Source organism: Pseudochrobactrum lubricantis, from assembly GCF_041929865.1.
Lineage (GTDB): Bacteria > Pseudomonadota > Alphaproteobacteria > Rhizobiales > Rhizobiaceae > Pseudochrobactrum > Pseudochrobactrum saccharolyticum.
The window spans coordinates 166,099-180,020 of record NZ_JBHEEE010000001.1 but is presented as its reverse complement, the minus strand read 5'-3'; the positions used below and the strand labels follow the sequence as shown (position 1 = coordinate 180,020).

The window sequence follows — 13,922 nt, the reverse complement described above, 5'->3', positions numbered from 1 at the left end:
GGTGATAAGATGATGACACGCCGTCAAACTTTACTGGGTGCTGCCGCCGCTGCCGTTGGTCTGTCGATGCAAGCGCGTCGGGGGCAGGCGGAAGGTGCATCAGCGCGTGCTGCGGGTTTTTGGTATCCGGAAGAAACAGAACCGCATGAGCGCACTTTCATGCAGTGGCCGGTTAATCCTGTTGTCTATGATGATCCTGATTTTCTTGATGATATTCAGAAAACGATTGCGAAAATCGCCAATACGATCGCAGAGTTTGAGCCGGTTGTGATGCTGGCTGCAGCAAAGCATCACGGTGCTGTTCGCAAGCTGGTATCGCAGAAAGTAGAGCTATGGGACATTCCGACTGACGATTTATGGTGTCGCGATTCCGGTCCTTCATTTGTCGTCAATGGAAAAGGTGGACTGGCCGTCACACAGTTTAATTTTAATGGTTGGGGGAACAAGCAGACCCACAGTGCAGACGGTAAGATCGCTGCACAGATAGCCGAACGATTAGGCTTGCAGGTTTTTGATGCAGGTCTGGTCGGGGAAGCGGGCGGCGTTGAAACCGATGGCCACGGCACGCTGATCGCTCATGAAAGCAGCTTCGTCAATGCCAATCGCAATCGGGGCAGCAAAGCTGAAATTGAGAAGATGCTGCTGGATACGATGGGTGCGCGCAAGATGATCTGGGCACCCGGAATTATTGGTGCAGATATTACCGATTATCATATTGATGCACTTGCCCGTTTCGTTAAGCCGGGTCAGTTGCTGATCCAGATGGGCGATGAAATTGACGCTGAAGACCCATGGTCGGTTGCCTCCTTCGAGACGCATGACATTCTGGCCGCAGCGACTGATGCCGAAGGGCGTAAACTGGACATGGTTATTTTGCCTGAGCCATACGATATTCGTTCGAAGAGCCGCGATTTTGTGTCTTCTTATGTAAATTATTATGTTTGTAACGGCGGGGTGATTGCTGCGGAATTCGGAGATCGTGAGGCCGACGAGCGGGCTGCTGCTATACTTGGCAAATTATATCCCGGTCGCGAGATTGTTACACTGAATATCGATCCGGTAGGGGAGGTTGGCGGTGGTATCCATTGTGCAACCCATGAACAACCCAAGGTCTGAATATGTGGAACTGGTTACGGCGCAATACTGAACCCTTGGCCGCTTTGGGCGGAATTGCTACGGCCTTTGCCGCGCTTTCAGCACTGATTATTATTCCATATCAGGTCGGTCAGGCCGACCTGATACAGCGGGATCAGACCGCGCGCGAAATATATCGAGAATTTCTGAACCTGACGGTGCAAAAGCCAGAACTGGCGCGTGCTGATTATTGCTCGATCAGCAAAAAAACAGAACTCACCGCTTACGGGGCATATGTCGAATATCTGCTTTATACGGCTGAGCAGATGGTCGAAACTTCACCGGACTGGCGCGCACCAATGGCCGGATATTTGAGTGATCACATGGAATATCTTTGCGATCCCGAGGGGCTGGGAGCGCGTGACGGGGTGGCTGATCTGCTGGCGCAGACGGGACTTGTCTGCAAGCCTGAGAATACCTGCCCGCAAAACAGTAACCCTTAAAACTATATGCGGGGAGGGAGGTTTACGCCCTGCCAGCATTGGCGGGGTTGAGCAGGGTGGTTTCAATCAGCAGTGTACTGTCCGTTATCTTTTGCGCCAACCATTCGTTTGTCGCGGATGATCGCGTTCTTTGCGAGATCGGTCTCCCATGCAACAGAACCTCCATTTAGGTTCGTTTTTGTGCTTAAGAGTCACGTCATGGAAAAATTATTCAAAAATATCAATTAATTATTGGTTAACTATTTCGAATCATGTAGTGCCCCTCATCAAGGTGGGGGCCTAATCGAATATGTTTTAATTACCCGCGAACTTTCAGTTCGCGGGTAATTGATTCTGCGCGCTTGTGTTTTTGTTAAACACGGGTGAGCAGCGCTTTCTTTTATGTCCCGACCGATGTGTAAGCATAGGTTTTAGGGACGAAATGAAACGGTTATTTACAGTGTTTATCATGGCGATTTTTGCCATGTTCAACTCTCTGTCTGGCGTTTATGCGCAAAGCGTAACAGGCTGGACACTCAATATTAATGCTGACAAACAAAGTCCGCTGGCGGCCGGTACTGAGATTGAGTTTGCTGCGACTGTAAATAACAGTGATAATTTCCCGACCACGCCGACGAGCGTTGCATTTACGATCCCAGCATCGGTTAAGTTTTACGGCCTTGATGTTGATAAGGACGTTTTCAGCGGTTGCGCCCCAATGCCAGCCATTGGTGTAGAGCTGACTAACGATGCGATAATTACCTGTGAAGTGCGTATACTTCAGCCGCAGGAAAGCGTAACCGCTAAAATCCGTTTGAGCCCTCAGAAAGAGGGTGTTGTCGTTTTTAATGGTAAAATTGCCAAGAACGGCGCTGAACAGAACCGCAGCATTACTGTTAACAAAGGCGCTGACTTAGCCCTGACATTGAATGCTCCTGCTGAAGTTAAGGGCGGTGGCAAAGTTAACTTTACCGCGACTGTTAAAAATGAAGGCCCGTATCCGTCAAAGGGTTCAACACTTACCTTCCCTGTCCCTGCAGGTATTGTGATGGACCAGCCGATGGAAAATGGCTGCACATTGTCGGGCAATATTGTCACTTGTGAAATCAAACAGGAAATTGAACCAGGCCAGTCTCTGGATTTTGGCTTTTCCGGACAGGTAACAGTCGGAAACAGCTCCAACATTATGATCGATGCGAAAGTGATTGGAAATTCGCCGCTTGATCCGAATGTTGAAAATAATAAAGCACTTGCAAATATGAAGGTTCTTGCCGGTACGGATGTGAGTCTGAGCAAGGTGCGTTCACCGCAAGGTCTTATTCTAACCGGTTCTCCGGTTGAATTTACTTTGACGCCACAATTTGCCGGTGACGAGCCTTCACAGGCAACGATTAAAGATGTCTTGCCGGAAAATTATGAATTTGTTGGTTTTGGAGATCTGGCTGGCACCGGTTGGGCTTGTGTTTTAACCGGCAGAGAAGTGGTGTGTGAATATACCAATTCCGCTGGCAGCAACTATAAAGCACCGATCAAAATTAATACTACAGCTGTTAAGGCAACCCATGACGGTAAGGGAGCCGGTGCGCCTGTTTATAATCAAGCGACAATAACATCTGAGAATGAAGACGTGGACTATGTGGGCAATAACATCATCAATGACGGTGGTGCGAGTATTGTTGACCCATATTTTGATTTGGAAGCTGATAAAACAGGTGGGCCGGACTACGGTTTGGTCATTGTCGGCGAAGAATATCAATATACGTTAAAAAGCAAGAATATTGGTAATTCCGGCTTTGACGGCAAATTGACCATAACCGATCATTTGCCTGAAAATATGACGGTAACAGATGTTGCTGTACCAGACGGTTGGACTTGTTCTGCATTGCCGATGACTGGGCCCCGTAATTTTGTTTGCGAGACGGATCAATATACATCTGAAGAACCGTTGAAACCGGGTGCTACTGCCGGACCTGTTACTCTGACCGTGAAAATGGAGAAGAGTGGTAAGTTTACCAATTCGATGACCGTTTCAGGGCCTAAGGGTGCAGAAAAATCAGACCTCTTGGGTAATAATACTGACTCAATCGGCGGTAATGCTGGTTCTGAAAAAGAAGAAACTCTGGCTGATCTTGAGATCAGGAAGACGCTTCTGACACCTGCAATTGTCAAAGCCGGTGATCCGCTTAAATTTAAGCTTGAAGTTATTAATCACGGCAAAGCACTGGCAACTGGTGTTGTTATTGATGATACGTTGAAAAATATTGTCGGCGGCCCATTGGGTGGTCAGGCAACCATCGCAGTGACAAGCTCAAGTGGTATCGTTTGTACGCAGCCTTCAAGCGGCGCTACGGAAGTTCAGCTGAAATGTACAATTGCAAGTCTGCCGGTTCATGAAGCGGGTAAATCTTATCCGTTCATTGAGATCAGTACATTTGCCGGTGACGAAGGTGCGCAAAAGAATACGGCTGTTGTTTACTCCACCGAAACGCCGGACGGTAATCAATCTAATAATCAATCATCGGTTGATTACACTGTTGAACCACTGACAGATGTAACGGTTATTAAATCCAGCTCGTCTGAAAAGACTGGTGCGCCTGCGGGGCAGAGTCTGGTTTATACTATTGCTGCCCGTGTCAATGATAACGGTCTGAGCGGTGCGGACAATGTTGTTATTGAAGATAAGTTGCCAGTCGGTGTTCGTTTCGTTGGTATTACCGAAAATGGCGCAATCTGTTCGACAAGCCTCAAGGAAGGTGAGGTCGTCACTTCCGCCAATAACACCATCACCTGTACATGGGCGCGTCTCGAAAACGGCACCCAGAAAGAAGTGGCTATTGAAGTTAAGCCTTCAACCGGTCAGGTTGAAGATGAGCTTGTCAATAATGCAACGGTCAGCACCACGACTGAAGAAACAGACAAGACCAACAATGCTGCCAGCGTTAAGGTGAAAATCCTTGCACCTGCACTTGATCTTTTGGTGACTAAAACCGATACGGTTGATGGTAAGCAACATGATCCGGTCGAAAAAGGCACCAATACAACTTATCTGATTGTAGCCAAAAATGATGGCCCGTCGGATGCGTATAATGTCAATATTGTTGATACATTTCCGGCGTCCGGTTTTTCCTATGATAAAGTAGAGGGTCAGTCCGCAGGCCTTACCTGCTTACCAGCAAATGTGAATGCTGGGCAGGCAGGCGGAACGCTTACTTGCTCTATTCCGGTGCTTAAAGCCGGTACTGAAGTGCAATTCAAAGTCCAAATGAAGTCGTTGGTACGCGGCACTTATCAGAATAAAGTTGTAATAACTTCAGACGAAACAGCGAAAAACTATGACCGTAATCCGGCTAATAATGCGGATGATGAAACAACCACTGTTCGTGTGAAGTCCGATGTCAGCGTTGTCAAAAAAGCCAACGAGCCGGTTGTTGACCTGCGTCAAAGTTTTACCTGGACGCTTACGGTTGAAAGTCTGTCAGGTGACGGCCTCGAAGTTGCTGAAGAAGTTATTCTCACAGACACTTTGCCGGAAGGTATGGTGCTGACTGAAGTTCCTGAGATTACCAGCGGTAAAGGTGGTTCGTGTCTCGGTGTTATCGGTACACGTCAGATCAGATGTGAACTCGGTGATATGGAACCGGCGGAAAAAACAGTCATTAAACTTACCACCAAGATTACAGATATGAAGGCAGAGGCAATGACCAATGCCGCTTCTGTCACGACAAAATCTTTCGACAAAAACTCAGCGAATAATACATCTAGCGATAGTGTTAAAACTGTTCTCGGTGGTTCGGTAAGCGGTAAAATCTTCGTCGATTTCAACGAAAAAGCTGATTTCAATACTGGTATAGATGCCGGCGTCGACGGTGTGACCGTTACTCTGACTGGTAAAGCTCAGCATGATAATGAGAAGCTTACTTTTACAGTAATCACGGATAGCAATGGTAATTATAATTTCACAGGCGTTCCTGCCGGTGAATATCAGGTCAGCTACAGCAATGTGCCGAACAGCAGCAAATACCAAACCGGTGTTTCTGTGCCTGGTATCAATGATTATAATAGTAGCAAGACCTCATCAGTGAACAACACAACCCTTGGTTCGGTTGTCATTGAAAAAGATTCCAAGAGTGTTGAAAATAACTTCACACTCCACGTCACGCCTTCGGTTGGCCTGAGCAAGGTAGCCAATGCACCTGTTTCAGCGGGTGATGGTACTTATACTGTCACATATACATTCACGGCCAAAAACCTCAGTCAGGAACCGTTGAAAGACATCACGCTGACGGATGTTCTGAATGGTGGCGCACAGAATTTTGGTTCTCCATCAGCGGACGATGTTCCGCAGCCAGGGTTCTACAAGGTTACATCCGTCAGCACGAACAGCGGCACTTTGTCGTCTGCTTTTGATGGGGCAACCAATACGCTGATCGTTGGTAATGCCGTGCTGCAGCCAAATGCAACGCTGATTGCCACTGTAGTCGTGCGGGTTAATCCGGAAAAACCATGGAAAGCCAATCCGCTTGTTCTGACCAATCAGGCAGACGTTACAGCAGTCGGTGAATATTCCGGTAAAACCGGCATTGCGGACAAGTCAGACAACAGAGCCGGTGGTGAAAACTATCCGAACCGGAATGTGCCGACCATCGTTAATATTGTGCCGGAAGCAGCGATTAAACTGGAAAAAACCGGTGCACGCATTGGCGGAACTGGTGAGATTACAGCCGGTGACGTGATTGAATATACATTCAAAGTTACCAATACCGGTAAAACACCACTGTTTGATGTGGTTGTAACCGATCCGAAAACTGGTCTGGTTTGGACTGCGAATACAAAGATTGCAGAACTCGCCGTTGGCGCCAGTAATGATACGGCCTTTAAAGCGACCTATGTCGTCAAACAGGCAGACATTGATAATGGTACGCTGGAAAATACAGCGAGGACTGAAGGTGCTTGGGGTAACATTGGCGGCACACCGCAAACGGTTACTTCAACAGATAAATTTGACCTGCCATTGAGTGAACCTTCTCTGAAATTTGAGAAGAAACTGAAGCAGTCAGAGGTTAAGACCCCGTCAAATGTCGGTGATAAAGTTATCTATGAATTCATAGTCACCAATACCGGTAACACGACATTGAACAATGTAGTGATTACAGATGAATTGGCTGGTGTGGTGGATAGCGGTGTCTTTAACATCGGTACACTTGCACCGAAAACAACGAAGACTGTTGAGGCTTATTATCTACTGAAATTAGAGGATATTAATGCCGGCAAAGTCGTCAATAAAGCACTGGCCACCGGCACTTATGGTCCTGATGACAAGAAGATCACCACACCGCCTTCAGAAGTAGAAGTTCCGACCTATCGCGATCCGAAGCTGACGCTTGTAAAGGCATTAAGCTCGGTTGTGCCGGAACCAGCCTATGCCGGTGATATGCTGGAATGGACTGTGACGGCGACCAACGAGGGCAATGTCACTCTCTATAATATCAAAGTCAGCGATCCGCTGGTGGGTGCAGTTATCGCACCGGCATCTCTTGCTTCATTGGCACCGGGTGAAAGTGGTACATTTACTGTTAAAGCACCAATCCAGCAGAACCATCTGAATGATGGTAAGGTGGTCAACACTGCCAAGGCTGATTTTGAAGACCCGACTGGCCCGCAACCGCCGGTGGATTCTAATGAAGTTGTAACACCTCTTGCACATAAGCCTTCGATCAGCCTTGAGAAGGTGGCTATTCTTGATGGTCTGAGCAATCCGGCAAAGATCGGTGATGAACTTCGCTACAGCTTCACTATCCGCAATACCGGTAACGTCGCGCTTAATGGTCTGGTTCTGACCGATCATCTCGACGGCGTTGTCATCGACACAGCTGATGTCACTCGTCTGGAAAACTTGATTCTGCAGCCGGTCAACGCTGCTAAAGACAATGACGCGGAAGTTCAGACTGTTGTTTACGGTACTTATAAGCTGAAGGTTGCCGATATTAATGCCGGTAAGGTTGAAAACACCGCCGATGTTAAGGGTATTCCTGAGCACGGTGACAAGACACCGGTAACGGATGACAGCAGCACCGATACACCACTGGATCGTGATCCTTCGATCAAGCTGGTCAAAACACTTGAAGCGTCTTCATTGCCGAAGCCTGCTAAGGCTGGTGACGTTATCAAGTTCAACTTTGCCGTTCACAATACCGGCAATGTGACTCTGGAAAAGATCCGCATTGTTGATCTGGTTACCGATGTGCAGGTCGTCAATCAGTCCGGCTGGACTGGTCCGTTGGAGCCGGGTGAAGTCAATGAAGATACGTTCACTGCAACTTATGCATTAAAACAGTCTGATATTGATGCGGGTACTTTTGCAAACACGGCACAGGTGTTTGGCTCAAGTGTAAACGGTATGCCGGATGATGTGACGGATATTTCCGGTACTGATCTGACCAATGACGATAAAACCGTTGTGGAGCTGGAAACCTCGGCATCGGTGACGATTGTCAAATCGGAAACCCATGCTTTCTCTTCACCGACACAGGTAGGTGAAGTCATCACCTATTCCTTTCTCGTCACCAATACAGGCAATCTGACACTGACCAATGTCATTGTGGAAGATCCGCTTGTTGGTCTCGTGCCGGATATGCCTTTCACCATTGCGACATTGTTGCCGGGGGATGCGAATGCGGTCACGCTGACAGCAACCTATAAAGTCACACAAGCCGATATTGAAAAAGGTGAAGTCGTCAATCAGGCCACTGTTACCGGTGACTATGTTGACCCTGCCGATAAGACCAAGAAACCGGTAACACCGGATGTTTCAGAGGAAATCAAAGTTCCGCTGGAGCAGAAGCCAGGCATTGCTGTCGTCAAGGAAGCGAACTCCAAGCTGACCGAACCGGCAGAAACCGGACAGGAAATTGAATATACATTCACTGTCCATAATACCGGTAATATGGTGCTGAATAATGTGGTTCTGAATGATCCATTGGCAGGTATCACGCCAAACAGCTTCACCATTGGCACAATGCAGCCGGGTGAGCAGCAGGTATTCACAGCCACTTACGCCATTACTGAAGCGGATATTGACGCCGAAAAGGTTGTTAATCAGGCAACAGTGAAGGGCACCTATGGCGATCCGACCACGCCGAAAGACATTGAAGATCCTTCAGGGCCGACAGTGGATACAGACGAGCCGACTATTGTGCCGGTTATGCCTCCGCTGCCTGAGCTGGAAATCATTAAAAAGGGTGAATGGAACGACGCTAACGGCAACGGCTATCCGGAAGTTGGTGAGACACTCGAATTTACATTCGATGTTACCAATAAGGGGAATGCGCTGCTCAATAATGTGACTGTGCAGGATGAAGGTCCGCTATTTGCAGGTAAAACCGGTGTCAACAAATTGTCGGCAATCACACCGGCACCGGTGACCCTGAAACCGGGTGAAAGCCAGACTTTCAAAGCAACTTATGTGCTGTCACAGGCTGATATTGATGCAACTGCCGGTCTTCCGGAAACGCTGACCAATATTGCCTTGGCCAAGGGTGACCAGCGCAATGGTAAGCCATATGAGTCCAAGGAAGATAACGAGGTAGTCGACCTGCCTGCAACTGAGCCTTCATTGGTAAAAATCACCAAACAGGCATTGTTGCATCAGGTTCGTCGTGGTGACCGCGTACCTTATATCATCAAGGTTGAGAACACTTCGTCGAGCAATGTAGGTTTGCTGAATATCATCGATACTATGCCTTCCGGTTTCCGCTATGTTGAAGGAACGGCTACAGTCAATGGTGAAAAAACTGAGCCGGAGATCAGTGGTCGTCGTCTCAGCTTTGATAGACAGCCGATGGGCGCAAACAGCACGATAGAGATCCGTCTTGAACTGCTGGTTCTGAGCTCGGCAGGTCCCGGCAAGCACATCAATATTGCCACCGTAACGGACAAGGACGGCAAGCCGGTTGCACCTGATGCACAGGCGATTGTCGAGATCATGTCTGAACCTGTTTTCGATTGTGGTGAAATCATCGGCACTGTCTTTGATGACAAGAACCGCAATGGTTATCAGGATGAAGGTGAAAAAGGTCTGGCCGGTGTGCGTGTTGCAACCGTTAAAGGCTGGCTGATCACAACGGACGAATATGGCCGTTTCCATGTGCCTTGTGCAGCGATGCCGGATCAGCGCATCGGTTCCAATTTCATCATGAAGCTTGATACCCGCACGCTGCCGACAGGCTATCGTCTGACGACTGAAAACCCGCGTGTTGTCCGTCTGACTGCCGGTAAAATGACCAAGCTGAACTTTGGTGCATCGATCAGCCGTGTTGTTCGCCTTGACCTTCAGGATGCAGCTTTTGAAGCAAACCGCGTCGAGCTGAAAAAGCAGTGGGCTGACAACCTGCCACAGCTCGTGGAAATCCTGAAACAGGAAATCTCGGTTCTGCGTCTGAGCTACAAAATGGCAGGCAATGAACAGTCATTGGCCAAACAGCGCATGAAACATGTCCGCAAGCAGATCGCTGATCTGTGGAAGCGCAAAGGAGATAACTACCCGCTTGAAATCGAGACACGCGTGGAGGTGAGCAAATGAGCCGCTCAGTGAAAACCGCCACGCAATTTAAGGTTATGAAAATGTCTCAGTTCAAACTCGGTTCTTTCTCCCGTCTCGCTCTTCTGGCCAGTTCCGCACTGATGACAGGCCAGTTCTCAACCGTTTCAGTCTTGGCGCAAACCAAGACTGAAACCATTGAAGGTTCAGACTTGCGCGGTAAAATGTCGGATGACAGCTCGCTGCGTCATCTGACAATCGGCGAAAATACCGAAAAAGGTATTGCTGCCGATGCGGGCAATATTCCGTTCATGATCAGTGTGGATGGTGATACGGTTGAAACCAGTGCCTCCAAACCAACAGCGCAAGCACCACGTCAGATTGATCGTGAGCGCAAAACCGATGTGGATTTGAGTGGCGTTGATATTCAGATCAAATTTGATGGTCTGGATGCATCGCCGATCCTCAATGTTTCCACCATGCCGGTACGCCGTAGTTACAGCGCCAATGAAACTGTCGAGTTTCTGGCAACCACCAACTATCCGGCTTTTATTGAGCGTTCGGAAATCCGCATTTTTGCAATCGGCGACGGCAAATCCGTCGATAAACCGGTAGCCGTTGTACCGGTGAAAACCAATGCCAAAGCGCAATGGGTGATGCCGGTGCAAGGCGATGAGCGTGAATATGCCTATGTGTTGCGTGTTTATGATGGAAAAGGCCGGTTTGATGAAACCGAAGCGCTGACTTTGCGCCGTAGCGAAAAGAAAGACATTCTGGGCGATCGTGCGGAAGCTGTTGCGCCGGGGATGGGCGAAGACAGAACTGCAATCCGCAATATTCGCGTGCAGGGCGGTGCGGTAACAGTTCACGGCACCAATGTACCGGATGGCTATAAGGTCAAAGCTTTTGGCGAAACTATTCCGGTTGACGGCCAACAGAAATTCGTGGTGCAGCGTATTTTGCGTCCCGGCGATCACGATATTGATGTCGGCATTAATGACGGGTTGAAGGGCGACGGTCTGGCTTTTAACCGCGATATTAATATTCCGGATAATGACTGGTTCTATGTCGGTTTGGCCGACATTACGCTTCGCAAGCGCAACGGCGACAGCGGTATTGAAGCTGTGCGTCCGGGTGAATATGACAGCACCACGACTAATGGCCGTCTGGCATTTTATCTTAAAGGTAAAATCAAAGGCGAGTATCTGCTGACGGCTGCTGCTGACACAACCGATGACGAACTCGATAAGATGTTCCGTAATTTCGGCAAGCAGAACCCGCGTCATCTGCTGCGCAAGCTTGATCCGGATGATTATTATCCGGTCTATGGTGACGATTCCACTTTTCTGGAAGATGCACCGACCAATGGTAAATTCTATGTCCGTTTAGAGCATGGTGACAGCCGTGCAGTATGGGGTAATTTCAAAACCCGCATCACCGGCACAGAGTTTATGCGCTCTGACCGGGCACTTTATGGTGCGCAGGGCGTTTACCGTTCGGAAGAAACAACAAGCTTTGGCGAGCGTAAAACCGAAGTTGATTTATATGCTGCCCAACCGGATACATTGCCGCAATATGAGGAATATCTGGCAACCGGTGGTTCGGCTTATTTCATGCGCCGCCAGAATATTGTTGAAGGTTCTGAAACCATTACGGTTGAGTTCCGCGATTCAGTAACCGGTCGCGTTATTGAGCGCCGTACACTCAGAGCCGGAGAAGATTACCGCTTTGATTATATGCAGGGCGTGCTGATCCTCAACCGTCCGCTTTCATCCTCTGCCGGTACATCTGATCCGGTGCGTGACGGTGCATTGGGCGGCAACAAAACCTATGTCCTGGCACAATATGAGTTTGAGCCGGTTGCCGGTGATCTCGACGGCTACAGCCTTGGTGGCCGTGGCCAGCAATGGCTGAATGAAAATGTGCGTGTGGGTGTGACTGGCTATCAGGAAACCACGGGCACTGCTGATCAGAAGGCCGGAGGCGTTGATATTCGTGTGCGCCATTCCGACACCACTTTCATCGAGGGAGAAGTGGCCGGTTCTGACGGGCAGGGCTTTGGCTTTACCCGCTCCACTGATGGTGGTCTGACCAATAGCAACACCCTTGCGACAGGTAATAAAGGTCGCACTGCTCTGGCATGGCGCCTGAAAGGTCAGGTTGATCTGGCCGACATTCAGGAAGACGGCGTGCAGGGCAAAATCGGCGGCTATTATGAAGAAAAAGAAGCCGGTTTCTCCAGTCTTTTCGACAATACCAGTGTCGATAAACGCCTCTGGGGTGCTCATGCCGATCTGGATGTGACGGACAAAACCCGTCTGAAACTCATCTATGATGATTTCTGGGATGCGGACGGTCAGATCAAGCGTGAAGGCAAGACTTCCGTCAGCCATGAGATTGACGAATACTGGAAAGTGTCATTTGGTGTGACTTACACCGAACTGATGTCACCGACCGCTATCCGCTCAGGCAAAACCGGCTATGACGGTTCCCGCGTAGATACAGGTATGCGTATTGATTACCGTCAGGATGATGATCACCTTTATTATGTCTTCGGGCAGGTAACAGCCGGTCGCTCCGGTGATATCAAACGTAATGATCGTATCGGTGTTGGTACAGAACTGAAACTGACCGATACAATCGGCACGCAGGCAGAGATCTCCTATGGCACCAATGGTCTCGGCGGTCTGGCCGCTCTGACCTATGATCCGAATGCCGACGACCATTACTATGTCGGTTATCGTCTTGATCCGGACAGAGCCTTTGATCTCAATCGCAGCTATGATCTGATCGGCCGTGATAAGGGTGCCATTGTCGGCGGTGTGAAGCGCCGTATGAATGATGTGCTTTCAGCCTATTCGGAAGGTAATTATGACTTGTTTGGTGTACGCAGCGCGCTGACACACACTTATGGTGTGGTCTATACGCCGGATAATGTCTGGACATTTGACGGTGGTTTTGAAGGTGGCCGTGTCCGCGACGACACCACAAATTCCTCTGGCATTGAATATTCTGACTTTGACCGTTATGCGCCGTCGCTGGCCATCGGTTATAAGGACGAGGAGCGCGGCATTACCGGTCGTTTGCGTGGTGAAGTGCGTGTCGAGCGCTCAGACGATCATACCCGTGACCAGAACACCTATCTGTTGGCCGGTGCCTATTCATGGAAAACCAATCCGGACTGGCGTGCACTGGTCAGTGTGGATGCGGTTCTCTCGGATACGAAATCGGATGTCACTTCGTTCCAGAACACGGATTATGTCGAAGCCTCATTCGGTTATGCCTATCGTCCGGTGGAAAATGACCGCCTGAACGCGCTGTTCAAATATAGCTGGCTCTATGACATGCCGGGCAATGGTCAACTGGGCAGCGGTGTTTCCAACTATCGCTATGCACCTGCACAGCGCAGCCATATTCTGTCGGCAGACTTTACCTATGATCTGGTGCCGTGGCTTTCAGTCGGTGCCAAATACGGTTTCCGTATTGGTGACGTGAAATACCGTCCGGCAGAAAATGATCATAAATTTGACAAGGACTGGCAGCGTTCATCCGCCCATCTGGGTGTTATCCGTGCCGATCTGCATGTTGTTAAAAAGTGGGATCTGCTGCTTGAAGGTCGTGTGATGCATATGCCGGAAGCCAAAACTACCGATTTTGGCGCGCTGGCAGCGGTTTATCGTCATGTGGGCGAGAATTTCAAAGTTGGTGCCGGTTATAATTTCGGCCGCTTTTCGGATGATCTGCGTGACCTGAGCCTTGATGACCGTGGCATGTTTGTGAATTTTATCGGCAAGTTCTGAGCCGGATCACTATACGGATAATAACAATAC

The 13,922-nt window shown here is 49.1% G+C and carries 4 protein-coding genes; all 4 read left to right on the top strand.

The window, feature by feature from the left end:
- The first annotated feature begins 9 nt into the window (after nt 1–9).
- The 4 genes from JNC80_RS00745 (at nt 10) to JNC80_RS00730 (ending at nt 13,892) form a co-directional block, all read left to right on the top strand.
- The gene (locus tag JNC80_RS00745; protein ID WP_376709190.1) at nt 10–1,116 is read left to right on the top strand and encodes an agmatine deiminase family protein; all 1,107 of its coding nucleotides are present in this window, start codon (nt 10–12) and stop codon (nt 1,114–1,116) included.
- 2 nt (nt 1,117–1,118) lie between these two features.
- Nucleotides 1,119–1,577 carry a hypothetical protein gene (locus tag JNC80_RS00740; protein ID WP_376709188.1) on the top strand — a complete coding sequence of 153 codons (459 nt, stop codon included), beginning with the start codon at nt 1,119–1,121 and terminating at the stop codon, nt 1,575–1,577.
- Nucleotides 1,578–1,998: 421 nt separating this feature from the next.
- Nucleotides 1,999–10,134, top strand: coding sequence for a CLIPPER-2 domain-containing protein (locus JNC80_RS00735; protein ID WP_376709187.1), 8,136 nt, complete (start codon nt 1,999–2,001; stop codon nt 10,132–10,134).
- Complete coding sequence (locus tag JNC80_RS00730; protein ID WP_376709186.1) at nt 10,131–13,892, top strand: TonB-dependent receptor; 3,762 nt, start codon at nt 10,131–10,133, stop codon at nt 13,890–13,892. Before JNC80_RS00735 ends, JNC80_RS00730 begins: the two co-directional genes overlap by 4 nt.
- Nucleotides 13,893–13,922: the final 30 nt, after the last annotated feature.

Excerpts from the sequence above, each read along its gene's own strand:
- JNC80_RS00745 (WP_376709190.1), top strand. The coding sequence starts at position 10 with ATGATGACACGCCGTCAAACTTTACTGGGTGCTGCCGCCGCTGCCGTT.
- JNC80_RS00740 (WP_376709188.1), top strand. The coding sequence starts at position 1,119 with ATGTGGAACTGGTTACGGCGCAATACTGAACCCTTGGCCGCTTTGGGC.
- JNC80_RS00735 (WP_376709187.1), top strand. The coding sequence starts at position 1,999 with ATGAAACGGTTATTTACAGTGTTTATCATGGCGATTTTTGCCATGTTC.
- JNC80_RS00730 (WP_376709186.1), top strand. The coding sequence starts at position 10,131 with ATGAGCCGCTCAGTGAAAACCGCCACGCAATTTAAGGTTATGAAAATG.